The sequence below is a fragment of the Paraburkholderia sp. D1E genome, from assembly GCF_052682275.1.
On record NZ_JBQYMB010000001.1, the window covers coordinates 8,236,986 to 8,263,979 of the forward strand.

Here is a 26,994-nt window from a genome sequence, read left to right on the forward strand (position 1 = left end):
CAGCCGGATAGGGTGAACTAACCCGCGTCCGGCTGAGATTGATGAAAAAAAGAAGCCGGACATGGGTCAGTTGACCGTGCCCGGCTTCAGTTTTTCCGGCGCGGACCGAACCCGGCACCGTTGCCCCGAAACGCCCCCCGGGATCCTGTGCATTATTCGCCGCCGAGTCGCACTTTGCTCACGCGTTGCAACTCGCCGCGTCAACTCATTGAGCCTCGACCATCAGCGCGTCGAGCTTGAACGAGCCATCTTCCTGCACGTCGAAATACTGGCGCACCTCATCGGGCGAATTGCTCCACAGCGAGCGAATCGCCACCACACGCGGCTCCGGCGTGCGCATGCGCGCCACCCACGAGCTGAACTCGATCGCGATGCGCCAACGCTCGCGAATCGATGCCTTGAAACCAGCCGCTTCGAAGAATGCAATCCATTCGTCAGCGCGGTAATCGCGGATATGCGAGCCATCGCGCAATACTTCCACTGCCTGAATATGCGTGTCGAGCAGCGGATGATCGGCGCCGGCGATGTCGATGAACAGCACTTTGCCGGCCGGCTTCAACACGCGCCGCACTTCGGCCAAGGCAAGCGGCACGTCGTGCCAGTGATGCGCGCTCATCCGGCTAATGATCCAGTCGAACGAATCGTTTTCGAACGGCAGCGTTTCAGCCGCGCCCTGTTGCGTGCGGATGTTGGTCAGGCCGCGATCCTTCGCCGCGCCTTCGACCGTCGCCAGCATTTGCGGCGCGATGTCGTACGCGACCACTTCTTTTGCGTGCGGCGCCACCGCGAAACTCGCGTGACCCGCCCCGCAGCCCATGTCGAGCACCTTCGCGTCCGGCGTCACGGCGATCGACGTGGCCAGCGTCTGCAGATCGGCGCCGGTGGCATGCGTCTGACTCGTCAAATACGCGGCTGCGGTCGAGCCGAAGGCGTCGGCAACTTGATCGTGGTGCTTCATGGAAGGCTCCGGTTATCTAGGTGGGCTTGGGCTGGGCTTGGGCCAGGTTGGTCTGGACGGCACTGCACCGCTCCAGCCGTTACAATAGAGCCCGCCGTGTACCAGTACAAGTTAAGCGATTATTCTGGTATCAATAACACCACCCCCACACTGCCCCCTTCCACGCGCTGCCTGACAAGAATGACCACGCCGTCCTCCGCCGACAACCCGCCGCCGCTCGACGCCACGCCTGCCCGCGCGCTCGGCGATTTCATCCGCGCTCACCGCGAACGGCTCACGCCGCAAGCGCTCGGCCTGCCGCCGGGCCCTCGCCGGCGCACGCCCGGCTTGCGCCGCGAGGAGGTCGCGCAGCTGTGTGGCGTGAGCCCGACCTGGTACACGTGGATCGAACAGGGACGCCCCGTCTCCGCTTCTGCCGAGGCGCTGGCGCGGATTGCCGTCGCATTGCAACTGTCGCGCGCGGAGCGGGCCTATCTGTTCGAGCTGGCCGCCCAGCGCGACCCGGCCGAGCCCGATCCGGCCGCCGCCGACGCGCCCGCCACCCTGCTGGAAACGGTGCAACTCGTGAACGCGCCGGCTTACGTGCTCGACCGGCAGTGGAACGCACTCGCCTGGAACGCGCGCGCCGCCGACCTGTTCGTCGGCTGGCTGGACGGCACGCACGACCGTAATCTGCTGCGCTACACCTTCACCGAACCGGCCGCCCGCGCGCTGATCGTCGACTGGGAAACGCGCGCGCGGCGCCTCGCCGCCGAATTCCGCGCCGACTCGATCCGCCATCTGAACGACGCCCCCACCCGCGGGCTGATCGACTCGCTCACCACCGCCAGCGACGCGTTCGCCCGCTTCTGGGCGTCGCAGGACGTGGGCGGCCGCGAGGGCGGCCGGCGCGAATTCAATCATCCGCGCGACGGCCGCATCGTCTACGACCAGATCACCTTCAAGCCCGCCCATCGCGAGGATCTGAAGCTGGTGGTGCTGGTGCGGGAATAGCCCAGTGTTAAAATCACCGTCTTTCTTCGCTTCGGCGGCGCCTTTGCACTGATGCAAACGCCGTCAGCCTCTTCACCGCTCGCTCAACTGCCAAACACCATGACGTCCCAACTGCACAAAAAAGGCGAAGCCTGGTCGGCTCGCTTCTCGGAGCCGATGTCGGAGCTCGTCAAACGCTACACGTCGTCGGTTTTCTTCGACAAGCGTCTGGCGCTCGTCGATATCGAAGGGTCGCTCGCGCACGCCTCGATGCTGGCCGCGCAGAAGATCATTGCCGACGACGACCTCGCCGCGATCCAACGCGGCATGGCGCAGATCAAGGGCGAAATCGAGCGAGGCGAGTTCGAGTGGCAACTCGATCTGGAAGACGTCCACCTGAACATCGAAGCGCGTCTGACCGCGCTGATCGGCGACGCCGGCAAGCGCCTGCACACGGGACGCTCGCGTAACGACCAGGTCGCGACCGACATCCGTCTGTGGCTGCGCGGCGAAATCGACCGCATCGGCGGCCTGCTGACGGAATTGCGCACGGCCCTGCTCGACATGGCGGAAAAGAACGCGTCAACCATCATGCCGGGCTTCACGCACCTGCAAGTCGCGCAACCGGTCACGTTCGGTCATCACCTGATGGCTTACGTTGAAATGTTCTCGCGCGACGCCGAGCGTATGGTGGATTGCCGCAAGCGCGTGAATCGTCTGCCGCTGGGCGCAGCCGCTCTGGCCGGCACCAGCTATCCGATCGACCGTCATGCTGTGGCGAAGACGCTGGGCTTCGACGGCATCTGCGCGAATTCGCTGGACGCGGTGTCCGATCGTGACTTCGCGATCGAATTCACGGCCGCGTCGGCACTGGTCATGACGCACGTGTCGCGCTTCTCCGAAGAACTCGTGCTGTGGGTCAGCCCGCGCGTGGGCTTCATCGATCTGGCCGACCGTTTCTGTACCGGTTCGTCGATCATGCCGCAGAAGAAGAATCCGGACGTGCCCGAACTGGCGCGTGGCAAGACGGGCCGCGTGAACGGCCATCTGATCGCGCTCCTGACCTTGATGAAAGGCCAGCCGCTCGCGTACAACAAGGACAACCAGGAAGACAAGGAGCCGCTGTTCGACACCGTCGATACAGTCGCGGACACGCTGCGCATCTTCGCTGAAATGGTCGCCGGCATCTCGGTCAAGCCGCAAGCCATGCGCGACGCCGCGCTGCAAGGTTTCTCCACAGCAACCGATCTCGCCGACTACCTCGTCAAGCGCGGCTTGCCGTTCCGCGACGCGCACGAGGCGGTGGCGCTAGCGGTTCGCGTGTGTGCCGATCGCGGCTGCGATCTGGCCGACCTGACTCTGGAAGAAATGCGTCAGGAACTGCCGAACGTCGCGCATCTGATCGGCGAAGACGTGTTCTCGTATCTGACGCTCGAAGGTTCGGTGGCGAGCCGCAACCATCCGGGCGGCACGGCGCCCGAGCAGGTGCTCGCGGCGGTCAAGGCTGCGCGGGAAGCGTTGAAGTAAGGCCCGGCGCGCGTGAGCGCGTCCGGCAACGCGTGCCTTACAGGCCGCGTTGCCGCAGGCATCGCTGCAAGCACCAGGCGGCACGCGAAGACAAAGGCGAACTCATCAACGGGTTCGCCTTTTTCGTTTTCGAGCCCGGATTGATTGATTGCGCGAAAGGTCGCGCAAAAAAAAGAAAGCCCGCACGAAGCGGGCTAAATGAAAGACTTCCACCGATGCCTCTCGAAAGAGGCCACTGAAGTGTAGGCTCGTTTTGGCCGCGGACCAATCCGGCTATATTTCAGCCTATTACAAGCGTGCGAACCGCACGGCGCGGGTGAACGACAATTGCATCCTGGCGCTTTTTGACTACCATCAAGTTAGATCCTGTCTGAGTGCTTTCCACGACGATGCTCACCCGCACGCGTCACCTTCACCGCTTGACCGGACGCTTCGCTCCCCGCGTTGGCACGTCCCTGTTGCATGCACGTGGCGTGACTTCGGCGTTGACGGTGGTTTCGGTTTTGGCGCTCGCAGCCGTGGCAGGCTGCACGATCACGCCGCCTCAACGCCCGCTCATTATCGCGCCGGCTGCGGCTCTCAACAGTGCCGCGCTCGATCAGTACCGCAGCGAGGTCGCCAAACGCATCATCGAACGCAGCCCCTCCTATGTGTTGCACGGCACGCCGCAAGCGATGCTGCGCTCGCTGGTCGTGGTGTCGTTCACGGTGAATAGCAATGGCGAGGTGCTGCAGTCGTCGGTGTATCGCACCAACGGCGACGACGAAGCCGAAAGCACCGCACTCGCCACCTTGCGACGCGCCTCGCCGCTGCCGCAGCCGCCCGGTAAATTGCTGAACGGCCGTGGCCAGCTCGAACTGTTCGAAGACTGGCTGTTCAACGACAACGGCAAATTCCAGTTGCGCGAGTTCGCCTCGCCGCAAGCCCAGACCATCGACTGAACGCGGTGCCAACACAGCTTCAAATCGACAGGACGCGAAGCCAGTCTTATCCGCCTTGCTGCGCCGCGCCCGCGCTCGTTATAATTTTCCGATTCCTCAAAGCCGGATCCCTCCGGCACGGCTCACGCCGCCCGCGCCGAGCATGGCTTCAACCGCCAGCGAGACGCGCCGAAGCGCACGAACTTAAACAAAGATGCCGCTTGACCACGCGCCGCCCGCATAAAAAAAGTACGGCGTCCAACGGCATCACGACATAGGGAGACCCTGCATGTCCACTTCGCCGATTTCCGCGGCCCAACCCAATGCGGCTGGGCAGAACAGCAGCGCGCGAATTATCTTCGCGAGCTTCATCGGCACCGCGATCGAGTTCTACGATTTCTACGTCTATGCGACCGCCGCGGCGCTCGTCATCGGCCCGGTGTTTTTCCCGCATGGCTCGGCGACCGCCCAGGCTTTGTCGGCTTTCGTCACGTTCGGCATCGCGTTCGTCGCGCGGCCGATCGGCTCGTTCATCTTTGGTCATTTTGGCGACCGGATCGGGCGTAAATCGACGCTGGTGGCTTCGCTGCTGGTGATGGGGGTGTCGACCACGCTGATCGGCTTCGTGCCGGGCTATGACTCGATCGGCAGCCTTGCGCCGATCCTGCTGTGCGTCCTGCGTTTCGGCCAGGGCATCGGCCTTGGCGGCGAATGGGGCGGCGCGGCACTGCTCGCCACCGAGAACGCGCCGGCCGGCAAACGCGGCTGGTTCGGGATGTTCCCGCAACTGGGGCCGTCGATCGGCTTTCTGGCGTCCAACGGTCTGTTCTTCGCTTTGGCGTTGTCGTTGAGCGACGAACAATTTCGCAGTTGGGGCTGGCGCGTGCCGTTCCTCGTCAGCGCGGTGCTGGTCGCGCTCGGCTTGTACGTGCGCCTGAAAATCGCCGAGACGCCGGCGTTCAAGGCGGCCATCGAACGCGAGGAACGCGTGAAGGTGCCGATCGCCACGCTGTTCTCGCAGCACTGGCTGCCGACCCTCCTCGGCGCGCTGGCGATGGTGGTCTGCTACACGCTGTTCTACAACGCCACGACGTTTTCGCTGTCGTACGGTGTGTCGGTCCTGCATATTCCCCGGCCGACTTTCCTCGGCATGCTGTGCATCGCGGTTGTGTTCATGGCGCTCGCCACGCCGCTGTCGGCCTGGGCGAGCGACCGTTATGGCCGCAAACCGGTGCTGATCGTCGGCATCATCGCGGCGATCCTGTCGGGTTTCACAATGGCGCCGTTGCTCGGCAGCGGACAGACGCCGCTGGTGCTGCTGTTCCTCGTGATCGAACTGTTCCTGATGGGCGTGACTTTCGCCCCGATGGGCGCGCTGCTGCCGGAACTGTTTCCGACTAATGTGCGCTATACCGGTGCAGGCGTGTCGTACAACCTCGGCGGGATTCTCGGTGCCTCGGTCGCGCCGTATATCGCGCAGGTGCTGGCCGCGCACGGCGGACTGCCGTGGGTGGGCGCTTATGTGTCGATTGCGGCGGCCGTCAGCATGATCGGTGTGCTGTGCATGCGTGAAACGCGCGACACACATTTGATGTGAAGGAGCGAAAGGCGCGCTGGTAAATTCCCTGCCTTGCGCGTCTTTTTGACTTGCCTATACTCGAATTAAATAACCCTATGGCAGGCAGGGAGGCTCTGATGAACATTCATCTTCACAACGCGGACATCGTGATGATCATCGCGTTGGCGTTGCTGTGTTCGCTGCTGCTGGCACTGCGCTTTCGTCCCGCAACGTGGAAAGGCATCGTCGTGGAAGCGCTGGCCGCGAACGCGGCTGCCATCGCCGCGGTGATCGCCTTCGAAATGCTGCTCGCCTGAGCCGTCGGCTGGAACGCTGCGGCGCCCCGGTCGGGCGACGCAGCGACGGAAAGCGGCCTGACGTCATCTGAAGCGGTTGCGCGGCTGCCGCGTGCCTCTGCTGGCAAACGAAGAAGCGGCAGCCGTCAGAAAAGGCCCGGCGCCATGCCAGGGCCAGGCGCGTGCCGCAAACCATTACCGGTAGTAGTAGCCGCCGTGATGGTAGTAACCGCCGCCCCCGTAGTAATAGCCAGGCGCCGGCGCAACGATGCAGCCTCCGAGCGCCGTTGCGAGCAACGTGCCTGCGATCAGGGTCAGAATCAAGCGTTTCATATTGTTCTCCTTCGAGTCAGATTCATTCGAGCCGAAACCCCGAATGACTCGATTGAACACGACCCTGCCGCGTGCGAACGTTGCCATTTGTAAGGGAACATCACTGAGGTGTTACACGTCCCTACCTCAAAAGGCGGCCGCGCCCCAAGCATGGCAACGACAGATTCACGTCAGACGAAAACACCACCTATACTGCTTTAAGCATGCGGGTTCCCTCCAAGCCCTGCCCAGGGCGGGCGCGCGGATCAAGGCGCGAATAGCAGGTATGGGGTAGGCGCTTCCATGCGCCATGGATAAGTCAAAGGCCACGCAAAAGAAAACGCGTGTAGCCAATTAGGCACTCAACGAAAAGCGACAGATTTAACAGGCGTGTAATGCGCGATGTTTATCCAAACGCTGAGAGTGGCCATAAAGAGTGGCGGCGGGACGCGGGTGAGCGGCACACGAATCTGCCGGCATTCGCACGGCATGCCTCGATGAATGCACTATTGAACTCGACCGCCCGCGGACGGTCTCTTTAGAACCGAGCCGGCCACTCGATGTGGCCGCTCAGTGCATCAATCCGTTCATGAGTCAGTTTGTTCATTGCAACGATTCCTCTTCGCCCGTAGTTCCCCGACGCGGGCGTTTTTCGAGGCGTTCCGTGGCAGCGCTCGTTTGATTGGGCGACTGTGCGTCGCGCCTCTTTTCTTTTAGCCAAACGATTGCGCGAAAGCGCGAGGAAGCTGCGCTCAGGCTGTGGCCGATCCATGCTGCATGACGACGGCGCGTGGCTCGCTGTGCACGTAATCGATCGCTTCCAGTGCTTCAGCGATCGGCGGCACCGAATGGCCGTCGCCGATCGAAATCGAGCGGAACGGCGCTTCAATGCCGCAATGCGACGGCGAGGTGGCCACAAAGATCATCACCGTGCGCTTCTGCAATGCATGCGCCAGATGCACGAAACCCGTGTCGGTGCCGACCACCAGTGCGCACGCGTCGATCATCTGCGCGATTTCGGTCACGCTTAGCTTCGGCAGGACGGTCGAACCCGGCACCTCCGACGCGATTTGCTCCGCCTCGGCTCGCTCGCCTTCCGAGCCCCACGGCAACACCACTTGAAAACCGCGCTGCGCCAACTCGCGACCGACCGTCACCCAATGGGGCAGCGGCCACTTCTTGTCGTCTTTGGAGGTGGCGTGAAACAGTGCTGCGACCGGCGCGCTGTTAGCCGCGAACGGTGCAACGGCCGGTTCAGGCAGGCGCAGATTGTAGATGGCGGGGCCTTCGACCTCATATCCCAGCGCCTCGCCCGCACTGATACGCATGCCGTGCCATGCACTGCACTGCACTGCGGACGCGGGCCGAAGCGCCCGGTATAGGCAAATGCAGCGCCCCGTTCTCCCAAATCCTGGGACTGGTAGCCAATACGCTTCGACGAGCGTGCCAGAAAGGCGATGATCGCGCTCTTGTACACGCCGTGGATGTCGATGATGAAATCGTAGCGGTAGGCGCGTAATTCGGCGATCGACGCCGCGATTACCCTGAAATCGCCCCAGCGGCGCGCTTTCTTGAAGCGGCGCAGCGGCGCACAAAGCACGCGGTCCACGCTCTCGCTCCAATGCACCACTTCGGCGAATGCCTCGTCTGCGGCCCAGTCCACTTCGACGCCGGGAAACGCGCGTTTGATATCGGCGACGACGGGCAACGCCTCCACGATATCGCCGAGTGAAGTGACCTTGACGATAAGGACTCGCTTCATTGAGGACCTGTTAGTTGTTCCAACATCAAACTATTTTAGCCGACGATTAGAATAATCATCGCCAAACGCCGCAGTAGGCCACGCGCGCCATTAATACAACGCGTTACGTTGACCACTTTACAAACAAGCTTTTTACTATATTTCAAAATACTTTCATACAGTTATGACAATGCGGCACGCTTTATAATCCACCCTTTGCGCCAGCACATCGTCATGTCCCGGGCATTTCTTCCCCTCTCTTCCAGCATCGTGCGGCGCGCCAGACGCCTGTGGCGGCAATATGGCGTCTTCTGGCTCGGCGCGATCGCAGTCGGCCTGGTAGCGGTACTCTATGCAAGGCTGATCGACTGGGGCTACGGCGAATTCCGCGCAATGCAGCAACAGCACGTGTGGGCGCCCTTGATCGTCACGCCCGCGGTCGCGGCGCTCGCCGTCTGGCTCACGCGCAAATTCTTCCGTGGCGCCGAAGGCAGCGGCATTCCGCAAGTCATCGCCACCTTGCATTCCAAGCCCGGCGAATTCGGCGCACGGCTGCTGTCGTTCCGGATTCTGTTCGGCAAGATCGCCGTGTCGTTTCTGGCGATTCTCGGCGGCTTCACGATCGGCCGCGAAGGGCCGACCGTGCAGGTCGGCGCGGCGCTGATGTTCAATCTGCGGCGGCTGTACCCACGCTCGAACGCGCAGATCGAACGGCAACTGGTGCTCGCGGGCGCGGCAGCGGGCTTGTCCGCGGCGTTCAATACACCGCTGGCGGGGATCGTGTTCGCTATCGAGGAACTCACGCGCAGCTTCGAGGCCCGCGCGAGCGGCGTGCTCATTACGGCGATCATCATCGCCGGTGTGATCGCGCTCGGACTGAACGGCAACTACACCTATTTCGGCACCATCCAGATCGGCGCGCACTTCCCCGACCTGCTGGCGGTGGCCGTTCTGCTCACGGCGATCGTTACCGGTATGGCGGGCGGCGTATTCGGCTGGCTGCTGCTGAACACTGCACGCTGGATTCCAGCACCGCTGCGTCAGTTGCACGGCGAGCGGCCAGTCGTATTCGCCGCGCTGTGCGGTTTCGTGATCGCAGTGGTTGGCCTCATCTCCGGTGGCACGACCTTCGGCAGCGGCTATGCCGAAGCGCGCGGACTGCTCGACGGGCACGAGCACCTGTCCGTGTTCTATCCGTTTCTGAAGATGATCTCGATGGTCGGCTCGTATCTGCCGGGCATTCCGGGTGGCATCTTCGCGCCGTCGCTGTCGATCGGCGCGGGCTTCGGCAATCTGCTGCATATGGTGTTCGGCTCGATGCAATTGCCGATGCTGATCGCCCTTGCGATGGTGGGCTATCTGGCCGCCGTCACGCAGTCGCCGATTACGTCGTTCGTGATCGTGATGGAGATGATCGATGGCCATGCACTGGTGATTTCGCTGATGGCCACCGCGTTGATTGCGAGCCGCGTGGCGCGGTTCTTCGCGCCGCCTTTGTATGAGTCGTTGGCGGAGCGCTATATGGCGCCGCTGCCGCATCCGGCCCCCGCACCGGTGCCGGAAGTCCCCGAAGTCGAAGCGCCCGAAGCAGTGGTGGTCGACGAGATCGACGGCGATGCTCCCGCTGAAGACGGCGCTCCGCGTCAGTAGACAACAACCCCCGGCGCGCGCAGATAAAGCGGCCGCGCCGGCACAACTACGCAGCCGGCCAGCATGACCGCCAGTACGGCGATCAGAAGCAGATTCTTTTTCATCATGTGTTCCTGTGAAACACAGGCAAGCGCGACGCCAAGCACGTGGGCGACGCCCGTGTCGTCAAACTGATGGGAGCGGCACGAGCGGGATCAACCACGCCGTGCCGCACACTGCTGAAGCCTGTCGACTTACGCCCAGTGACCCTGGACCCAGCGATAGTTCGGGCCGTGTTCGACCCAATGACCCGGCACCCAGTGGTAGCCGACACGCTCGGCCTGCCAGTGACCCGTGACCCACACATAGCGGCCATGGTCCCAACGCCAATGACCGTGATCCCACACATAACCGACGCGCGGCGCCGGCACGGCTTCGTAACGCACAGCCGGCGGTGCGGACGGCGCGATCACAACGACTTCCTCGGCCGAAGCGGATGCCACAGCGGAAGCGCCAGCAGCGATCAGAACAGCGTTGGCGATCAGCAAGCGAAAGGTCTTGTTCATGTTTTCCCTCTGTAGTTGGACACCGAATACGGCGTTATCCGTTTAATGCGCGAGGGGACAAAAACGCTGACTGCGCTCGTGTAACGGCACACGCTGAAGTGCAACGGATTATTTCGCCATGCATTTCGACGGGCGGCCCGGCAACGTGCGAAGGTGTGCAGGCCGTACACGGCGAAGCAGCGCGTTCGAGCAGAAGGGAAGGACGAAGGGGCAGACAGCGCGTAGAACCCGCATCCGCGCGTCAAATTGAACAGCAGAAGAAACAGCGAGAAGACAGCGCTTACGCGCCCCACCTCGTCACGTCACATCGACGAAACGAAGTAGAGCGCGCAGCACGCTATGCGGAACCAGCCTGCGGTATTTCGATCTTGACCTCGAGCACTTCGAGGTCGTCCTGACGCTCGAGGCTCACGCGAATATCGTCGTTGGAGATCTTCACGTATTTTGAAATCACGGCCACCAGTTCGCGTTGCAACGCAGGCAGGTAATCGGCAGGCGCATGGCCGCCGGCGCGCTCGTGCGCGATGATCAACTGCAGGCGTTCCTTCGCTACCGACGCGGACTTCTTCTTCTCGCCCAGCAAAAACGAAAGAATCGACATGACGTGCGCTCCCCTTACTTGGTGCCGAAGAGGCGCTGCAGCAGCCCTGGCTTCTGGTAATCGGTAAAGCGAAGCGACTTCTGCTCGCCGAGGAAACGCGACACGACATCTTTATAGGCTTCGGCGACATCCGTACCGTCCAGGTGCACAGCCGGCAGCCCCTGGTTCGACGCATGCAGCACCGCTTCCGATTCCGGGATCACGCCGATCAGGTCGATGCGCAGGATTTCCTGGATGTCGGTGAGCGACAGCATCTCGCCTTCGCTCACGCGCTTCGGGTTATAGCGGGTGATCAGCAGGTGTTCCTTGATCGGCTCCTTGCTTTCGATCGCGCGCTTGGTCTTCGACGACAGGATGCCGAGAATACGGTCCGAGTCGCGCACCGACGAGACTTCCGGATTCGTCACGATCAGCGCCTCGTCGGCGAAGTGCATGGCGAGCAGCGCGCCCGATTCGATACCGGCCGGCGAATCGCAGACGATGAATTCGAAGTCCATCGCGATCAGGTCGTTGATGACCTTTTCAACGCCTTCCATGGTCAGCGCGTCTTTGTCACGCGTTTGCGAGGCCGGCAGGATGAACAGGTTCTCGCACTTTTTGTCTTTGATCAGCGCCTGGTTGAGGTTGGCTTCGCCCTGGATCACGTTGATCAGGTCGTACACCACGCGGCGCTCGCAGCCCATGATGAGGTCGAGGTTACGCAGGCCGACGTCGAAGTCGATCACGGCGGTTTTGCTGCCACGCAATGCGAGGGCCGATGCAAAACTCGCGCTCGTGGTCGTCTTGCCCACGCCACCCTTGCCCGAAGTCACCACAATGATTTTTGCCATTACCCTTACCTTGTGTTCGTCAAATTCGTCAATTATGTGCGGCCATATTTGCCGTGGAACGCCGCGTGCCGTGACTGTTCAGGACAGCGCGCGCTTCACGTCGATCAGGTGAGCCGCAGCGGTTCAATCATCAACTTTTCTTCTTCGAGCCAGATCTGTACCGGCTTGCCGAGCACGTCGGCCGGCAGCGGGTTCTCGGTCGTACGATAGATACCCGCGATCGAGATCAGTTCCGGTTCGAGACACGTGCAGAAAATGCGCGCGTCGTGATTGCCCTGCACGCCGGCCAATGCCCGGCCGCGCAGCGGCGCGTAAATATGGATGTTGCCTTCCGCGATCACTTCCGCGCCGTAGCTCACCAGACCGAGCACGACCAGATCGCCCTTTGCGTAGATGCGCTGACCCGAGCGCAACGGCTTGTCGACCACCATGGTCTGCGACGACGTGGCGAGACGCACGGGCTCGGCAGCAGGTGCCGGTTCGACCGCGGCGGCCGTGGCCGGGGTGCCGCTTTCCGGGCGCGTGCCGGCCGGGGTGAGCGCTGCGGCCTCAAACAGATCGGCCGGCGGCGTGGCCGTCGCGGCGGTGGCCGCCGGTACTGCAGCAGCGGCATTGGCGCCCTCCTCGTCGGCTGACTTCGCGGCAGCGCCGCGACGGTCGCGCGCTTCGAGCAAGGGCAGCGCGGATTCGGCCGCCCACGCCTGCTGTGCATTGGCCACCACGCCGACCGGGCGCATCCGCACGCTGTCGAGCAGTTGCGCGATCTCGGCGAGCGGCACGCGTTCATTCTCGGCGAGACGACGCACGTCGATCGCGACGACGTCGTTAGCGAAAAATTCGGGGGTCGCTTCGAAGCGCCGGGTCAGTTCGGCACGCATCGCGTCGAGGTCGGTTGTCTTGACCACAAACAGGAGCGTGTCGACAGAGCCGCTGCGGAGTTCGAAAAAGGGCGATTTCTTGGGCGACATAGCGTTCGGCAAAAAATTTTGCGTATTTTACAGGCGTCCAGACGAGCAGCGAGCTTTTTTGCCGAGAGAGCACGCCGCCACGGCCTGAATACCCATGGCGTGGCCACGCCTCGGCCATTCAGGCCGCGCTTAGGCCGATTATTCGGCCATGAACGCTGTAGCGACGCGGATGGGACTCGAGCGGCATGCTGACGCGCCGCTCGCGGGATCACTGCTGAAATACCTGCGACGTGGTCGGCACGTGGCGCACCAGCAGGCTTTCGGCCTGCTCGGGCGCACGCGCGACGCGCCGATGTTCGCCGGTCGGACCGAAGCCGAGCGCCTCGTAAAAGCGCATCGCATTGCGGTTGGCGTCGGCGACCCACGCGTAGATTTCCGTGGCGCCTTCGCCGGCAAGCCAGCCACTGGCGGTGTCGACCAGCAACTCGCCGCCGCGCAGATGACGCACGGCTGGCGCCACCCACAACTCGCAAACGAACGCGCGAGGCGCCGCGGTATCGTCGAAATAGGCTTCGATCAGCCCTGCCGGATGACCCTCGGTGTAGAGGATGAAACTGGTGGCGATAAACGAAACAGCGTGTTCGGTAGCGGTGGCGTCGAAACTGGCGGCATCCGCAGACAACGCGTCCTCTAGCGTTTCGCCGAAGGCATAGGGCGCCTCCCGCAGTGACGCAGTACGGAGTTCGCGGAAAACGGCGCCCTGATCAGCGGCGATACGGCGAACGGTCAATGACGGACTCATGCAGACGAAAACCCCTTGAAACCCTAAGGCGTAGCTTTAACCGAACCGGCGCGCGAGTCAAATCCTTATTTACCGGATCGGACTGCGGCGCAGACCCAAGCTACAGGAGCTGCGCACCAATGGCACAGCATTTCGCGCACCCACCGCCTTGAAAAGCCGGTTCGTGAGGCGCGCAGACCACCGCCTTCAAGGCGCTTCGTAGTCGCCGGTGCCGTCCGGCCACGGCGTAAGCAGCTCGTAGCCCTCTTCGGTCACGGCGATCATGTGCTCCCATTGCGCCGACAACGAACGGTCTTTGGTGACCACCGTCCAGCCGTCACGCTGCACCGTGGTGCCGGCCCGGCCCGCATTGATCATCGGCTCGATCGTGAAAACCATGCCCGGTTTCAGACGCACGCCCTGCGCCGGCTGACCGTAATGCAACACTTGCGGGTCTTCGTGATAGACACGGCCGATGCCGTGCCCACAGTAATCGCGCACGATCGAGAAGCCGTCGCGCTGCGCAATCTTCTGGATTGCATAGCCAACGTCGCCAAGCGTAGCGCCAGGCTTGACCTCACGGATGCCGGCAAGCATCGCCTCATAGGTCGTGTCGATCAGCTGGCGCGCCACCGTGCTCGGCTGGCCGACGCAATACATGCGGCTGGTGTCGCCGAAATAGCCATCTTTGATGATCGCGACGTCGATATTGATGATGTCGCCATCTCTCAGGATTTCGCTACGGTTGGGAATGCCGTGGCACACCACCTGGTTGACGGACGTGCAGACCGTCTTCGGAAATCCCAGATAGCCGACATTTGCCGGAATCGACTTTTGCGTATTGACAATGTAGTCGTTGCACAGTGCGTCGAGCTCGTCGGTGGAGACACCGGCCTTGACGTGCTCGCCGATCATCGCCAGTACGTCGGCCGCGAGGCGGCCGGAAATGCGCAGCTTGGCGATGTCGTCGGGAGTCTTGTAGGTAATGGCCATGAATTCGGTCGGGGTGAGTCGATGTTGACGATCGGCCAATTGTACAGAGGATCGCCGGACAGCCTCCGCTAGCCGGGCCGGGCCTGCTCCCCGGATGTTTTCCGCCTTGACGCCAGGCGATGTGCAGGAGCCGGCAAAACAGTGTCAGTCGGCCCCATGCTGCGAGCGCACAAAGAAATCTTTTGCGAGGTTTGCATCTGGCAGCGTATTCGCTCCGTAAAGTCGGTTGAGGACTCGCTTCTTCTCCCTTCATCGTTTAGTTCTTCTCTGAAGAACGGGGCCCTCTTTTGCGTCCGCGATTTGCGTACGTGCATCGCGTGAGTAGCCGTTGTCCGCGCGTATGCGTCGCGAGTCCGCGGCATTGGCAGCGAACCATCTGAGGAGCATCGCCATGTCGGAGTCCAGCAATAAATCAGCAGAACTTATCGATGTACTTGACCGCCGGGTTGAACGACGCCTGCAACGCAGACAGTTTTTCCGCAACGCTGGCGGCCTGGGTCTAGGTTTGGTCGGTGGCACGCTGATCAGTGCGTGCGGTGGCGGTTCTGGCTCGAGCGTGTCGGCAGCCAGCGCACCGACCGATGCGGAGATTCTGAACTTCGCGCTGAACCTGGAATACCTCGAATCGCAGTTCTATACGTATGCGACGTCGGGTTCGGGGCTGGCCGCGAGCATGACCACCGGCGTGGGCACGATGGGCATGGTGATCCCGGGGCAGCAAGTGCCGTTCCAGGATCCCGTGGTGCAGGCCTACGCGAACGAGATCGCCAACGACGAACGCGAGCACGTCAACTTCTTGCGCTCCGCGTTGGGCAGCGCAGCGGTGGCGATGCCCTCGATCGACATCGGCGGCACCAATCCGAACGGTGCGTTCTCGAATGCGGCGCGCGCAGCGGGACTCGTCGGCGCGGGCGTCGCCTTCAATCCGTATGCGAACGACAATAACTTTCTGCTTGGCGCATTCATCTTCGAAGACGTCGGCGTGACGGCCTATAAGGGCGCCTCCCCGCTCATCACCAACAAGACCTTCCTCGAAGCGGCAGCCGGCATTCTCGCGGCGGAGGCGTATCACGCAGGCCTCGTACGCACGGTGCTGTTCTCAAAAGGCGTCGACACGGCGAGTATCTACACGGCCGCCAACGCGATCTCCGCCGCGCGCGACAGCCTCGACAACAACGGCCACGACGACCAGGGCATCACCGGCGCGACGGCCGGCTCGTCGAACATCGTGCCGCTCGACAGCAACGGGCTCGCCTTCAGCCGCGGCTATGGCAACGTGCTCAACATCGTGTATCTGACGAGTTCGGTGGCGACCAAGGGCGGCTTCTTCCCGAACGGCGTGAACGGCTCGCTCAATATGAGCGCCTGAAGCACCTCACGTGCAGTGCCAGTTGCACCGGCAGCGGGTTGCCGCGATGACGATCGCGCTCACCCGTTGACCGGCCTTTATCCGCATTGCCTTGAACGCTTGAAGATGGACAGGAGCAGTCATGGACGAAGCGATGAGTCAGGCCGTCGTGCCTCAGACCCTCACCGAGCAGACCTGTTTCGACATCCGCGAGGCGCTGGCCGGACGGCGCCGTGGCTTGCGCACGATACTGCCTTTCGTGGGACCGGCGGTGGTGGCCTCGATCGCATATATGGACCCGGGCAATTTCGCCACTAATATCCAGGCGGGCGCCGGCTACGGCTATACGCTGCTCTGGGTGGTAGCGGTGGCGAACATCGTGGCCATGCTGTTTCAGTCTTTATCCGCCAAGCTTGGGCTCGTGACCGGCCGCAATCTCGCCGAGTTATGCTGCTCGGCACTGCCACGCCGTTGCGTGCGCGCGATGTGGGGCATCAGCGAAATCGCGGCAATGGCGACCGATCTCGCGGAATTCGTCGGCGGCGCAATCGGCGTTTCATTGCTCACGCATCTACCGATGATGCCGAGCATGCTGATCACCGCTGCCGTCACCTATGGCTTGCTGCAGTTCGAGAAGCGTGGCTTCCGCCCGCTCGAACTGGCGATCGCGGCGCTGATCGGCGTGATCGGGCTGTCGTATCTCGCCGAATTGCTGATTGCGCCGGTGCATTGGCCGTCAGTCATCAGGCACACGTTCACGCCGAGCATGCCCGATAGCAATGCGTTGACGATTTCCGTCGGAATCATCGGCGCAACCGTGATGCCGCATGTGCTGTTTCTGCATTCGGGCCTCACGCAGAATCGCGTGAAGCCCCGCAATGAAGGCGAACGCACCAGGCTGCTACGGTTCTCGAATATCGAGGTGGTGGTTGCGCTCGGCGTCGCCGGGCTCATCAACATGGCGATGGTGATCATGGCGGCGAGTGCGTTTCATGCCGGCCATGCGGAAATCGCCAGCATCGAAACAGCGTGGCGCACGCTCACACCGCTGCTCGGCGGCGCCGCGGCAGGTCTCTTTCTTGCAGCATTGATCGCATCTGGCGTGTCGAGTTCGGTGGTCGGCACGATGGCCGGGCAGATGATCATGCAGGGCTTTGTCGGCTTTCATATCCCGGTGTGGGTGCGGCGGCTCATTACGATGGTGCCGGCCTTCGTCGTGGTTGCCTGCGGGGTGGATGCGACGCGTGCGCTGGTGCTGAGCCAGGTGGTGCTGAGCATCGCGCTGCCGGTGCCGATGATCGCGCTGGTGTGGTTCACGTCACGTGGCGATTTGATGGGCCGCTACCGGAATCGCCGCTCAACCACGATTGCGGCGGTGACCGGCACGGTCGTCGTGCTGGCACTCAATATCGTTCTGCTGCTGCAAGTGGCCGGCCTTATGTCGTGACCGCTGTTCCACTCTTGCCGGCTAACTGAGGCTAAGCGCAACCGTTGCCCGCCAGGCAATTGTTTATGCAAGGTCGGCGCGCGTGCCTCTGCACGCCTTACTGCGCCACGCCGAGCAGCTGTTTGCGCAAAGCAGGCGCACGCATATCAGTCCGTCGCCGCGAGCACGAACTGCATCACATCCGTACGTCCTTCGTCGAAGCCGGCTTCGCAGTACGCCAGATACAGTCGCCACGTCCGCACGAAAATCTCATCGAAGCCTTGCGTGTGAATCGTATCGAGCTGTGCCTCGAACCCGCTGCGCCAGCGGCGCAGCGTCTCGGCATAGTCGCGTCCGAACGTCAACGACGTACGCGCCGCGAGCTTGCCACGCCGTGCCGCTTCGATAAAACGCTGCGGACTCGGCAACATGCCGCCTGGGAAAATGAATTCGCGGATGAAGTCACTGGTCGCGCGATAGGCGGCGAAGTGCGAGTCGTCGATCGTGATGGTTTGCACGAGCGCGCGGGCGCCGGGTTGCAGACGCTCGCGCAAAATGCGGAAGTAGGTCGGCCAGAATTTTTCACCAACGGCCTCGAACATTTCGATCGATACGATGCCGTCGTACTGACCGCTCAGCGTACGGTAGTCGCGCAATTCGAGGTGCACCCGGTCGCTCAAGCCTGCTTCGCTCACGCGCTTCTGGGCGAATTCGAGTTGCGCTGGCGAGATCGTTACGCCGTGCACATGTATGCCCTGGCGCGCCGCGTGCATCGCAAAGCCGCCCCACCCGCAGCCGATTTCCAGAATTCGCATGCCTTCGCGCAAACCCAACGTATCGATAATGCGTTGGTACTTCGCATGCTGCGCGTCCTCGAGCGACTGATAGAAATTGCCCTCGAACACCGCACTCGAATACGTGAATGTCGAGTCGAGCCACTGCGCGTAGAAGGCGTTGCCAATGTCGTAGTGCGCGTGAATATTGCGGCGGCTGCCCGACCGCGTGTTGGGCCTCAGTTTATGACGCAGCCCGTACCAGAGTTGCGCGAGCCAGCCGCCGTAGACTGTGCGCTGCAGCGCCCGCTCATTGCGGATTGCAACGCGCAGCAATGCGGCCAGATCGGGCGTATCGACCCAGAACGAACGCCATGCATCGGCGAAACCGATATCGCCTTTGCGCAGAATCGTGCCGCACGCACGCCAGTCGCGCAATTCCAGACGTGCACCCGGTGCCGCGTGCGGATCGCCGAACACGCGCTGCTGACCGTCGGGCGTGATCAACACCAGATGCCCAACCTGAATCCGTTCGAGCAGAGAGAGGAACAGACGGCCCGACGCGGGGACGGTTCGGTGCCCGCTCAGGGTTCTTGAAAGCGCCATGGCTGATCTCCTCAATCGGACGAAATGGGGCGTGCAGCAACGGACGGCTGGCCGGCTGCGGCGTGGTCGGTGGGTGCGTCGGCCGCGCGGCCCGGCGCGGGGTTTTTGCCGTAGAACGGCGCTTTTTTTATAGCGAGGCACAACGCCTGCCAATGAATTCTTGCGACGACACCGACGCTCAACAGCGGCTGACGGATCAGCGCGGCGAGCGCTGTCGAACGCGTTAAGGGCTTCAAGCGGCCACCCAAAGCCGTGCGGATCAGCAAACCGTCAGCGTCTTCGTAGTCGATCGAGACCAACGCATGGTTCGGCGTCTCTCTGACGCGAAATTCGTAACTCCCCTCGACACGGCAAAACGGCGAGACGTGCAGCACTTTGCGGCATTTGAGTTCCGTTTCAGCCGTGATGGGTGCATTGCCCGCACCGCTCAGCAGATAGCTGTGTCGATCGCCGAAGGTATTGCGCACCTCGGCCAGCAGCGCACGCAAATGACCGTCGCGGTCGTGGCAAAACCAGAAACTGACCGGATTGAATGCATAGCCGAACACGCGCGGAAATGCCTGCAACCAGACCTTGCCGTCCGCTTCTTCAATACCCGCCGCTGATAGTTGTGTGCGCATCCATGTGGCGAGATCGCTGCCGTCGCGCGGTCCGTGGTCGCGTTGGTGAAGGCTGAGCGGACGCCAACGGTCGATGCCGAACCAGTTGCTATCGAGCGACGTAAGACGATCCAGATCACAGCGCACGTAGAACACCGGATACGTAAATCGATGATGCTTTGGCCGCAGACGCTCGTGCATCACCTGGCCCATCAAAAGCCACGCGGCAGGATCGACGTTGGCGCGCGCGGGATTCATAGCGTGGCCCATGCCGGCGACACGTCGAAATCGGCGGCCACGCGCAGTGCCGATTTCAGACCGTCCTCGTGGAAACCGTAACCCGTCCATGCGCCCGCGAACCAGGTGCGATGCCTGCCTTGCAGCGACGGCAGACGGTGCTGCGCGTCGATGGCGGCCAGATCGAACAGCGGATGGTCGTAGACGAAGCGGCGCAGTTCGGTGCCCGGCGCCGGCTGCGTCACCGGATTGAGCGTCACGACGAGCGGCGTCTTGAACGGCAGCGGCTGGAGTTGATTGACCAGATAACTGACACACACCGGATGCGTGCCGTCGACGCCACGGTTTCCCAGATAATTCCACGCCGACCACACGCGCTGACGACGCGGCAGCAGATTCGTATCCGTATGCAGCACGGCGACGTTCGGCTGGTAGCGCACGGCGCTCAGTACGCTGCGCTCCTCCTGATCGGCGTCGTGGTCCAGCAGGCGCAGCGAAGTCGGCGCGTGAGTGGCGAGCACCAGCGCGTCGAAGCGCTCCGTGCCCTTGTCCGTGAACACATCGACGCCATCGGCATCGCGCCGCACGCCTCTAACCGCAGCATCGACTCGGACGTCGTCGAGCGTGCCGACAATACGGCGTACGTATTCGCGCCCTCCTCCAACGACCGTCTTCCACTGTGGCCTGCGGTTCACCTGGAGCAGCGCGTGATTCAGGCAGAAGCGAAGGAACGTGGTGGCCGGAAAAGCGAGAATATCGGCGGTCGCGCTCGACCAGATCGCCGCGGCCATCGGCAGCAGGTAGTGGCGCTGGAACGCGCCGCCGTAGCCGCCGGCCGTCAGCAGTTCGCCCATCGACACGCGCGTTTCTATCGCGAGTTCGAGATTGCTTTGCGCACTGCCGTTGAAACGCATGATGTCGCGCAGCATGCCGATGAAGGTGGGTGAGAAGAGATTGCGACGTTGCGCGAACACCGTGTTCAGGCTGGTGCCGGCCCATTCGAGACGGCCCTCGTCGAACGAGACCGAGAAGGTCATTTCGCTCGGATGCGACTCGACGCCCAGTTCGGCAAACAGCGCGATCAGGTTCGGATAGGTACGGTCGTTGAAAATGAGGAAGCCAGTGTCGACGGGATGCGTGTGGCCCTCGAGGGTAACGTCCACGGTATTGGTGTGACCGCCCGCGTAGCCGGCCGACTCGAACAGCGTGACCTGATGATTGCGCGCCAGCAGATAGGCACTGGCTAAGCCCGAGATACCGGCGCCGATGACCGCGACCCGCGAGCCGCGCGGTAGGGGCGAGGTCGGTGCGGAATGGCTCATGGGCGCGTCTCCTGGTCTCGGGGACGCGCGATCGGTTAGTTGGGTGCGGCGGGGGTTGCGCGTCCTTGAGGGGATTTACGCAGCGGGGCCTGAAATGGATGCAAATCTGGCGGATTTTTGGGCGGCGAACGCCTGCACGCGAACCCGGCAAGGTAGGGACAACCGGCTTGCGGCGTGCCCGCGTTGCCGGTCAGCGGTTTTTGTTCCTGCCAGGCACGAGGGCCCGGCAGGAAAACCTACCGCGTCAACGCACGGGAATGATCAGATGCTGGCCGATCAGGATGAGGTTGGGGTTTGGAAGGTTATTGCGCTTCTGCACGTCCACAAATCGTGCACCACTTCCCAACTGACTCGCGGCAATGGCATTCAGCGTGTCGCCGGAGCGGACCACGTAGGTCCTCTCGCCGCCAGTCGCAGCGGTGGTGAGCACCTGGTCGCTGATGAAATATTTACGCAACAGGTCCAGATACGCCGGCGACTGCTTGACCTTCGCGATCGCGGAGTTCAGGTAGATCAGGAGCGCGCTGTCTTCCTTGCGCACGCCGATTTTGTACGCGAGGTTGGAGCCGTCCAGCTTCGTGACCGCGAACGTCAGGTCGGTGCCCTTGATTTCCGATACGCCGAACGGATAGTCGTAGACGATAGCGTCGACCTGATGATCGTCCAGGAAGTGCGACATCCAGGACCGTTGCCCTTCAATGCTCGCATCCGACAGCTCGACGATTTTGCTGTTCGGGAACGCTTTCTGGACAAACGCTTTCACATCCGGGTCACCCTGCAGCACACCAACGGTTTTGCCCGCCAGATCGGCTACGGAGCGGACCGGCGAACCCTTGGCGACGATCAGCGAATAACCGAAGTCCTCGACATAGGGAATCGAATAGACGACGCCACTCGGCGTATTGTCAGGGAACGTCAGGCCGTCCATGGCGACGTCGACGACGGCGTTGCCTTGCTTGTCGGTTTTCGTCAGTTGATCCGGGACCGCGGGATACGTATCCACGCCGTGATGCGTATCGACCGTGATCGTCGGATGGTCGCCAGAGGTGAATTCCTTCTGTGCGAACAGCAGATTCGCGAAGTCGACGTTGAAACCTTGCGGCTTGCCGTTGTCTTCAGAATAAAACGGCCGCGATGGATTCTCGACGCTGACCCGCACGATGCCGTTGCTCAAGATCGACTTCAGCGTGTCCTTGTTGGCCACGAAGCCATCCGGATTGCTCGGGGCCGGCGTTTTGACATCGGCATTGCTGTTGTTGCCGGTGTCTATCCCGTTCACCGTAGCGGTGTCCTTGTCGGCGCTCTGGCCGTAATTAAGGGTTTTGAAGCCGCCTTCGTGGATATACCAACCGGCAGCCAGCAAGATCAGGAAAAGAATCGAACCCAGAATTTTCTTCATTATTTTTCGATCGAGTTGAATGGTCGAGCAGCATACGCCTGATTATTTGGGTGCTGCGGGCGAGCCAAGTTGCTGGGCGGGCGGACTGGCCGCGCTTACTTCGGCGGCGGCAGCCTTGGCTTGCTGCACTTCCGCACTTTCCATCAGCGACGTTTCCATTTCTGAAAATGCCTTGTTCACTGAGTTCATCACGGAGTCGAGCGCGGCATCCGTTTTGATTTGCGCGAAAGTGTCGCTGGATTGCATGCCGGCGATCTTGTTCATGCGTTGCGCGGATTGCGACATATCCCACAGTGCTTTGGCGCGATCGATTGCGTCGGAGAATCGCTTGAGTTCGTCTTGCACCTGCTTATAGCGCCCTTCGCGAAACGCGAGCAGTTTTTTCATCGTCGCGAGTTGAGTCTCGAAACGGTCCGCGTCTTCGGGATATTGTTTTTTGAACTGCGCGGTTTTGTCTTCGAAGTTTTTCACTTCGGTGCGGAAATCTGTGATGCTCTTCTTAAACCGCTCTGCGCCTTCCTGCTTTTCGGCCAATTCGTTGTAGAGCGTTTCGATCGGGTTCGACTTTGCTTCGTTCACGAACATCTTGACCTTCTGGTTCGCGAACTTCATGGCGAGAACAGGGCCGAAGTTGATCGCCGCAAGCCCGATCACCGCCGCGAGGATCAGACCGACCAGCCCTTTGACCAGCAGGATCGCGAGGGGCGCACCGATGGCGATGCACAGCCCGATAATCGACCACTTGATGACTTTGTATCTGGTGCTGCTCGTGGTCGTGTCAACGACCGAATTGCCAACTGACATGTGAATCCCCTTTTGAAGCTTGTTTTACAAAACCTGATTTTGCAAACTGCTCGGGACATCGTTGTGGCTGTGCATTTTCGGTCTGGCTTTTTGGGCTGACGCGAAAACGCTGTATGACTTTACAGGCACTAAGGCGGCGGGGGAAGTGTGTCTTATTTTTGCGGATGGTACGCGGGGAATGAGTATTCGAATTGCCATGGCAGTGGGCGCTGGCGTGGATCGAATTTATGCTCGCCTTTTCCCTGACAACTTTATAACGATATTTTTTCTGGTTGCTTTCAGTTGATTAATTCAACGCTCTGGCGGAAGCACTGCCGAAAAATCCATGCTTGAGCGAAGGATTTGCTTAATAGTTAATTAAGTGTGATCGAAATGGCTCGTACCATCTTCCCGCTCGCGACTTGGGCTTCCGCCAACGGCAGCAATCCGACCAGGGCTTCAGGGCATGGCATGGTTTGACCCGCCATCAGCCGGCCAACTAACGCCACAAGTTACTCGTCGTGCGGTGGGACGTTGATCAGCAAAAACCACAACACGGCTACAACGATAAAGACAGGGATCGAATGCACTTTGAAGTCTTCCGATGGAAATAACTCAAAGGGTAACGATTACGGCGCCCGATATGTGTTTCCGTAGGTATCGGGACATTACGTGTCATAAGTCTCAGGACCTGCACACCGTCGAATCGCTGCGCAGCGTACTTCGTTTGTATCGTGGTAACAAAGCGCAAGTTCGCAGCCGCAGCGAAAACCCTCAACGCGCAACTCTTTTCGTGGGCGGAAACGAAAACAGGCCCCGAAGGGCCTGTTTTCTAAATTTGGCGGAAAGGGTGAGATTCGAACTCACGGTACCCCTAAAGGTACACTGGATTTCGAGTCCAGCGCATTCGACCACTCTGCCACCTTTCCGGGTCTTCCAACTCACAACAGCGGGGTTGCTTAGCTGCTGATGAGTCAGATCCAAGCGGGTCGTTGCTTGGGAGAGAAAGATTATAGAACAGCTGAATCCAATTTCCAAGCCCCTCCTCGAGAAAATTTCGAAGAGACTTGGCGATCGGCAGCGGTATCAGTCAGGCATCAGCCGCACATCAATCAAGCCGCCGGCACTGCCAGCCGCTCCACCCCACCGATGTAAGGACGCAGCGCCACCGGCACCGTCACTGACCCGTCCGCGTTCTGGAAATTCTCCAGCACGGCCACGAGCGTGCGGCCAACCGCCAGGCCCGACCCGTTCAGCGTATGCACCAGTTCCGGCTTACCTTGCGCATTGCGAAAACGCGCCTGCATCCGGCGAGCCTGGAATGACTCCGTATTCGAGCAGCTCGAGATCTCGCGATACGTATTCTGCGCAGGCACCCATACTTCCAGGTCATACGTCTTCGCCGCCGAGAAACCCATATCGCCCGTGCACAACGTAATCACGCGGTACGGCAGTTCGAGTTTCTGCAGAATCGTCTCGGCGTGCCCGACCATTTGCTCCAGCGCGTCATACGACGCTTCCGGCGCGACGATCTGCACCATCTCAACCTTGTCGAACTGATGCTGGCGGATCAGACCACGCGTATCGCGGCCATACGAGCCCGCTTCCGAGCGGAAGCACGGCGAATGCGCAGTCAGTTTGATGGGCAGCGTGCCCGCTTCGACAATGCTGTCGCGCACCGTGTTCGTCAGCGAAATTTCCGACGTGGAAATCAGATACTGCGTGACCGTGTTCTCATCACCGCCCTTCTCGACGCGGAACATATCATCGGCGAACTTCGGCAGTTGGCCGGTGCCGTACAGAATCTCCGGATTCACAATGTACGGCGTGTACACCTCGGTGTAGCCGTGATGCAGCGTGTGCGTGTCGATCATGAACTGCGCCAGCGCACGGTGCAGCCGCGCAATCTGCCCGCGCAGCATCGTGAAACGCGCGCCCGACAGTTTCGCGCCAGTCTCGAAATCGAGGCCAAGCGGCGTGCCGACGTCGACGTGATCCTTCACCTCGAAATCGAACTGGCGCGGTGTGCCCCAGCGGCGCACTTCGACGTTCTGGGTTTCGTCCTTACCCATGGGTACGCTTTCGTGCGGCAGATTCGGCACGCCGAGTAGCAGGTCGGACAGACGCTTCTGGATATCCTCGAGCCCGGCCGCCGACGCCTTCATCTCGTCGCCGATACCACCCACTTCGGCCATTAGCGCCGACGTGTCCTCGCCCCGCCCCTTCATCCCGCCGATCTGCTTCGACAGGGTGTTGCGGCGCGCCTGCATCTCTTCGGTACGGGTCTGGGTGTCGCGGCGTTCCGCTTCGAGCGCGGTAAAGGCCGCCACGTCGAGGGTAAAGCCGCGGTCGGAGAGGCGCCTGGCGACGCCGTCGAGGTCTTTGCGCAGCAGCTGGATGTCGAGCATGGGATGGGGCGGGTGTTCGTTATATGAAGCTGGGATTTTAGCGCACCGGCGCGCGCGGCCGGTGCGTTAGATGGTCGAGGCGTGCGGAATGGCGACACGGCACGTGAAACGGCCGCAGAAGCACAAGCGACAAAACTCAGCCCTTTTTTGGCTTGTTCTCGCTGCGCCACTGCGCGTCAAGCTCGGCCAGACGCGCCATCTTGTCGCCGATCTTGCCTTCGAGACCGCGCGGCGTCGGCTCGTACCAGTGCGGGTCGCGCATGTTGTCCGGCAGATAGGTCTCGCCGGCTGCGTAGGCATCGGGTTCGTCGTGCGCGTAGCGATATTCGTGACCGTAGCCAAGTTCCTTCATCAGCTTGGTCGGCGCGTTACGCAGATGCACCGGCACGCCGCGCGACTGGTCCTTGCTGACGAACCGCCGTGCCTCGTTGTACGCGTTGTACCCGGCGTTCGACTTCGGCGCGACCGCCAGATAGATGATCGCTTGCGCCAGCGCCAGCTCGCCTTCGGGCGTGCCGAGGCGTTCGTAGGTTTCGGACGCGTCGAGCGCGATGCGGGCCGCGCGCGGGTCGGCGAGGCCGATGTCTTCCCACGCCATCCGCACGATACGTCGAGCGAGATAACGCGGGTCCGCGCCGCCGTCTAGCATGCGGCAGAACCAGTACAGCGCGCCATCCGGGCTGCTGCCGCGCACCGATTTATGCAACGCGCTGATCTGGTCGTAGAATGCGTCGCCGCCTTTGTCGAAGCGGCGCAGATTTTCGGCGAGCGCGCTGCCGAGCAAGGCGCCGTCGATTTCGGTGCTCTTCTGCTGTGCCGCCGCGCGCGCGACGATTTCCAGGTTGTTCAGCAGCTTGCGACCGTCGCCGTCGGCGGAACCGATCAGGGCGTCGCGGGCCTCATCAGTGAACGTAAGGCCGCCGAGTTCTTTCTGCGCGCGGTCGAGCAGTTCGCGCTGCTCTTCGTCGGTAAGGCTCTTCAGCACGTAGACAGCCGCTCGCGAGAGCAACGCGCTATTCACCTCGAACGACGGATTCTCGGTTGTCGCGCCGACAAACACGAAGAGGCCCGATTCGACGTGCGGCAAGAACGCGTCCTGCTGACTCTTGTTGAAGCGATGCACTTCGTCGACGAACACCAGCGTCTGATGGCCGTTCGCGCGATGGATCTGCGCGGTCTCCACGGCTTCGCGGATATCCTTCACGCCCGAGAGCACTGCCGACAACGCGATGAACTCGGCATGAAACGCGTCGGCCATAAGCCGGGCGAGCGTGGTTTTGCCGACGCCGGGCGGGCCCCAGAGGATCATCGAATGGGCTTCGCCGGACGCGAATGCGACCCGCAACGGCTTGTTCGGGCCGAGCAGGTGCTTCTGGCCGATCACTTCGTCGATATTGCGGGGCCGCAGGCGTTCGGCGAGCGGAACATTGGCACGGGGTTCTTCAAACATGACGTTTTGGGGATAATCTCGGCTTTTCCGGACGCGGTCCGTGTGAAGGCG

General features: G+C 61.7%; 23 protein-coding genes, 1 tRNA gene and 1 pseudogene. 8 read left to right on the top strand and 17 right to left on the bottom strand.

Annotated elements, in window-relative coordinates; translation table 11 throughout:
- Nucleotides 1-205 precede the first annotated feature (205 nt).
- The gene (locus ACUN0E_RS37080) at nt 206-958 is read right to left on the bottom strand and encodes a class I SAM-dependent methyltransferase (protein ID WP_445569730.1); all 753 of its coding nucleotides are present in this window, start codon (nt 956-958) and stop codon (nt 206-208) included.
- A 180-nt stretch (nt 959-1,138) separates the two neighbouring features.
- Between ACUN0E_RS37080 and ACUN0E_RS37085 the strand changes: the two genes are divergently transcribed.
- The 5 genes from ACUN0E_RS37085 (at nt 1,139) to ACUN0E_RS37105 (ending at nt 6,252) form a co-directional block, all read left to right on the top strand.
- On the top strand, nt 1,139-1,951 hold the full coding sequence (locus ACUN0E_RS37085) for a helix-turn-helix transcriptional regulator (RefSeq protein WP_445569731.1): 813 nt from the start codon (nt 1,139-1,141) through the stop codon (nt 1,949-1,951).
- A gap of 99 nt (nt 1,952-2,050) precedes the next feature.
- A complete protein-coding gene (gene argH / locus ACUN0E_RS37090) occupies nt 2,051-3,457 on the top strand; it encodes an argininosuccinate lyase (RefSeq protein ID WP_445569732.1) in 1,407 nt (468 codons plus the stop codon).
- 389 nt (nt 3,458-3,846) lie between these two features.
- Entirely contained in the window at nt 3,847-4,398 is a 552-nt protein-coding gene (locus tag ACUN0E_RS37095) for an energy transducer TonB family protein (protein WP_445570584.1), read from the top strand.
- Nucleotides 4,399-4,666: 268 nt separating this feature from the next.
- Nucleotides 4,667-5,974, top strand: a complete 1,308-nt coding sequence (locus tag ACUN0E_RS37100) for an MFS transporter (protein ID WP_408238410.1) — start codon at nt 4,667-4,669, stop codon at nt 5,972-5,974.
- 98 nt (nt 5,975-6,072) lie between these two features.
- Entirely contained in the window at nt 6,073-6,252 is a 180-nt protein-coding gene (locus ACUN0E_RS37105; protein WP_408219227.1) for a hypothetical protein, read from the top strand.
- Between the two features lie 174 nt (nt 6,253-6,426).
- On the opposite strand, the gene ACUN0E_RS37110 is transcribed toward ACUN0E_RS37105, so the two are convergent.
- Nucleotides 6,427-6,564: a hypothetical protein gene (locus tag ACUN0E_RS37110; RefSeq protein ID WP_167363299.1), complete on the bottom strand. Its 138-nt coding sequence runs from the start codon at nt 6,562-6,564 to the stop codon at nt 6,427-6,429.
- 731 nt (nt 6,565-7,295) lie between these two features.
- Nucleotides 7,296-8,305: pseudogene (gene waaC / locus ACUN0E_RS37115) on the bottom strand (lipopolysaccharide heptosyltransferase I).
- Between the two features lie 213 nt (nt 8,306-8,518).
- On the opposite strand from waaC, the gene ACUN0E_RS37120 reads away from it, so the two are divergent.
- On the top strand, nt 8,519-9,934 hold the full coding sequence (locus ACUN0E_RS37120; RefSeq protein WP_445569733.1) for a chloride channel protein: 1,416 nt from the start codon (nt 8,519-8,521) through the stop codon (nt 9,932-9,934).
- 233 nt (nt 9,935-10,167) lie between these two features.
- Here the strand turns inward: ACUN0E_RS37120 and ACUN0E_RS37125 are convergent, their stop codons facing one another.
- The 6 genes from ACUN0E_RS37125 to map all read right to left on the bottom strand — a co-directional run bounded on the left by ACUN0E_RS37125 (nt 10,168) and on the right by map (nt 14,592).
- Nucleotides 10,168-10,479 (bottom strand): YXWGXW repeat-containing protein, encoded by a 312-nt coding sequence (locus ACUN0E_RS37125; protein WP_325045780.1) that lies wholly within the window; start codon nt 10,477-10,479, stop codon nt 10,168-10,170.
- A gap of 337 nt (nt 10,480-10,816) precedes the next feature.
- A complete protein-coding gene (minE, locus tag ACUN0E_RS37130) occupies nt 10,817-11,080 on the bottom strand; it encodes a cell division topological specificity factor MinE (RefSeq protein WP_028196771.1) in 264 nt (87 codons plus the stop codon).
- 14 nt (nt 11,081-11,094) lie between these two features.
- Nucleotides 11,095-11,910, bottom strand: a complete 816-nt coding sequence (minD, locus tag ACUN0E_RS37135) for a septum site-determining protein MinD (RefSeq protein ID WP_063495093.1) — start codon at nt 11,908-11,910, stop codon at nt 11,095-11,097.
- 104 nt (nt 11,911-12,014) lie between these two features.
- A complete protein-coding gene (minC, locus tag ACUN0E_RS37140; RefSeq protein WP_408238400.1) occupies nt 12,015-12,878 on the bottom strand; it encodes a septum site-determining protein MinC in 864 nt (287 codons plus the stop codon).
- Nucleotides 12,879-13,086: 208 nt separating this feature from the next.
- Nucleotides 13,087-13,620: a GNAT family N-acetyltransferase gene (locus ACUN0E_RS37145; RefSeq protein ID WP_408238397.1), complete on the bottom strand. Its 534-nt coding sequence runs from the start codon at nt 13,618-13,620 to the stop codon at nt 13,087-13,089.
- 186 nt (nt 13,621-13,806) lie between these two features.
- Complete coding sequence (gene map, locus ACUN0E_RS37150; RefSeq protein WP_408238394.1) at nt 13,807-14,592, bottom strand: type I methionyl aminopeptidase; 786 nt, start codon at nt 14,590-14,592, stop codon at nt 13,807-13,809.
- A gap of 391 nt (nt 14,593-14,983) precedes the next feature.
- Here map and ACUN0E_RS37155 point away from each other — a divergent pair, with 391 nt between their 5' ends.
- Together ACUN0E_RS37155 and ACUN0E_RS37160 are read left to right on the top strand one after the other, a co-directional pair.
- Nucleotides 14,984-15,961: a ferritin-like domain-containing protein gene (locus tag ACUN0E_RS37155; protein ID WP_408332904.1), complete on the top strand. Its 978-nt coding sequence runs from the start codon at nt 14,984-14,986 to the stop codon at nt 15,959-15,961.
- 121 nt (nt 15,962-16,082) lie between these two features.
- Nucleotides 16,083-17,387, top strand: coding sequence for an Nramp family divalent metal transporter (locus ACUN0E_RS37160; protein WP_445569734.1), 1,305 nt, complete (start codon nt 16,083-16,085; stop codon nt 17,385-17,387).
- 146 nt (nt 17,388-17,533) lie between these two features.
- On the opposite strand, the gene ACUN0E_RS37165 is transcribed toward ACUN0E_RS37160, so the two are convergent.
- The 8 genes from ACUN0E_RS37165 to ACUN0E_RS37200 all read right to left on the bottom strand — a co-directional run bounded on the left by ACUN0E_RS37165 (nt 17,534) and on the right by ACUN0E_RS37200 (nt 26,943).
- Nucleotides 17,534-18,745, bottom strand: a complete 1,212-nt coding sequence (locus ACUN0E_RS37165) for a class I SAM-dependent methyltransferase (protein WP_408519601.1) — start codon at nt 18,743-18,745, stop codon at nt 17,534-17,536.
- 11 nt (nt 18,746-18,756) lie between these two features.
- Nucleotides 18,757-19,602, bottom strand: a complete 846-nt coding sequence (locus ACUN0E_RS37170) for a DUF1365 domain-containing protein (RefSeq protein WP_445570585.1) — start codon at nt 19,600-19,602, stop codon at nt 18,757-18,759.
- The gene (locus ACUN0E_RS37175; protein ID WP_445569735.1) at nt 19,599-20,903 is read right to left on the bottom strand and encodes an NAD(P)/FAD-dependent oxidoreductase; all 1,305 of its coding nucleotides are present in this window, start codon (nt 20,901-20,903) and stop codon (nt 19,599-19,601) included. The genes ACUN0E_RS37170 and ACUN0E_RS37175 overlap by 4 nt, the downstream gene beginning before the upstream one ends.
- A 244-nt stretch (nt 20,904-21,147) precedes the next feature.
- On the bottom strand, nt 21,148-22,302 hold the full coding sequence (locus ACUN0E_RS37180) for a transporter substrate-binding and LysM peptidoglycan-binding domain-containing protein (protein WP_445569736.1): 1,155 nt from the start codon (nt 22,300-22,302) through the stop codon (nt 21,148-21,150).
- Between the two features lie 42 nt (nt 22,303-22,344).
- Entirely contained in the window at nt 22,345-23,106 is a 762-nt protein-coding gene (locus ACUN0E_RS37185; protein ID WP_408332913.1) for a hypothetical protein, read from the bottom strand.
- 818 nt (nt 23,107-23,924) lie between these two features.
- Nucleotides 23,925-24,014, bottom strand: a tRNA-Ser gene (locus ACUN0E_RS37190).
- Nucleotides 24,015-24,197: 183 nt separating this feature from the next.
- The gene (gene serS / locus ACUN0E_RS37195) at nt 24,198-25,493 is read right to left on the bottom strand and encodes a serine--tRNA ligase (protein WP_445569737.1); all 1,296 of its coding nucleotides are present in this window, start codon (nt 25,491-25,493) and stop codon (nt 24,198-24,200) included.
- 136 nt (nt 25,494-25,629) lie between these two features.
- On the bottom strand, nt 25,630-26,943 hold the full coding sequence (locus ACUN0E_RS37200; RefSeq protein ID WP_445569738.1) for a replication-associated recombination protein A: 1,314 nt from the start codon (nt 26,941-26,943) through the stop codon (nt 25,630-25,632).
- Between the last annotated feature and the right edge of the window lie 51 nt (nt 26,944-26,994).

Excerpts from the sequence above, each read along its gene's own strand:
- ACUN0E_RS37185 (WP_408332913.1), bottom strand. The coding sequence starts at position 23,106 with ATGTCAGTTGGCAATTCGGTCGTTGACACGACCACGAGCAGCACCAGA.
- serS (WP_445569737.1), bottom strand. The coding sequence starts at position 25,493 with ATGCTCGACATCCAGCTGCTGCGCAAAGACCTCGACGGCGTCGCCAGG.
- ACUN0E_RS37170 (WP_445570585.1), bottom strand. The coding sequence starts at position 19,602 with ATGAATCCCGCGCGCGCCAACGTCGATCCTGCCGCGTGGCTTTTGATG.
- ACUN0E_RS37155 (WP_408332904.1), top strand. The coding sequence starts at position 14,984 with ATGTCGGAGTCCAGCAATAAATCAGCAGAACTTATCGATGTACTTGAC.
- ACUN0E_RS37180 (WP_445569736.1), bottom strand. The coding sequence starts at position 22,302 with ATGAAGAAAATTCTGGGTTCGATTCTTTTCCTGATCTTGCTGGCTGCC.
- ACUN0E_RS37110 (WP_167363299.1), bottom strand. The coding sequence starts at position 6,564 with ATGAAACGCTTGATTCTGACCCTGATCGCAGGCACGTTGCTCGCAACG.
- ACUN0E_RS37095 (WP_445570584.1), top strand. The coding sequence starts at position 3,847 with ATGCTCACCCGCACGCGTCACCTTCACCGCTTGACCGGACGCTTCGCT.
- ACUN0E_RS37145 (WP_408238397.1), bottom strand. The coding sequence starts at position 13,620 with ATGAGTCCGTCATTGACCGTTCGCCGTATCGCCGCTGATCAGGGCGCC.
- ACUN0E_RS37080 (WP_445569730.1), bottom strand. The coding sequence starts at position 958 with ATGAAGCACCACGATCAAGTTGCCGACGCCTTCGGCTCGACCGCAGCC.
- minD (WP_063495093.1), bottom strand. The coding sequence starts at position 11,910 with ATGGCAAAAATCATTGTGGTGACTTCGGGCAAGGGTGGCGTGGGCAAG.
- minC (WP_408238400.1), bottom strand. The coding sequence starts at position 12,878 with ATGTCGCCCAAGAAATCGCCCTTTTTCGAACTCCGCAGCGGCTCTGTC.
- argH (WP_445569732.1), top strand. The coding sequence starts at position 2,051 with ATGACGTCCCAACTGCACAAAAAAGGCGAAGCCTGGTCGGCTCGCTTC.
- ACUN0E_RS37120 (WP_445569733.1), top strand. The coding sequence starts at position 8,519 with ATGTCCCGGGCATTTCTTCCCCTCTCTTCCAGCATCGTGCGGCGCGCC.
- ACUN0E_RS37105 (WP_408219227.1), top strand. The coding sequence starts at position 6,073 with ATGAACATTCATCTTCACAACGCGGACATCGTGATGATCATCGCGTTG.
- ACUN0E_RS37085 (WP_445569731.1), top strand. The coding sequence starts at position 1,139 with ATGACCACGCCGTCCTCCGCCGACAACCCGCCGCCGCTCGACGCCACG.
- map (WP_408238394.1), bottom strand. The coding sequence starts at position 14,592 with ATGGCCATTACCTACAAGACTCCCGACGACATCGCCAAGCTGCGCATT.
- minE (WP_028196771.1), bottom strand. The coding sequence starts at position 11,080 with ATGTCGATTCTTTCGTTTTTGCTGGGCGAGAAGAAGAAGTCCGCGTCG.
- ACUN0E_RS37200 (WP_445569738.1), bottom strand. The coding sequence starts at position 26,943 with ATGTTTGAAGAACCCCGTGCCAATGTTCCGCTCGCCGAACGCCTGCGG.
- ACUN0E_RS37160 (WP_445569734.1), top strand. The coding sequence starts at position 16,083 with ATGGACGAAGCGATGAGTCAGGCCGTCGTGCCTCAGACCCTCACCGAG.
- ACUN0E_RS37165 (WP_408519601.1), bottom strand. The coding sequence starts at position 18,745 with ATGGCGCTTTCAAGAACCCTGAGCGGGCACCGAACCGTCCCCGCGTCG.
- ACUN0E_RS37125 (WP_325045780.1), bottom strand. The coding sequence starts at position 10,479 with ATGAACAAGACCTTTCGCTTGCTGATCGCCAACGCTGTTCTGATCGCT.
- ACUN0E_RS37100 (WP_408238410.1), top strand. The coding sequence starts at position 4,667 with ATGTCCACTTCGCCGATTTCCGCGGCCCAACCCAATGCGGCTGGGCAG.
- ACUN0E_RS37175 (WP_445569735.1), bottom strand. The coding sequence starts at position 20,903 with ATGAGCCATTCCGCACCGACCTCGCCCCTACCGCGCGGCTCGCGGGTC.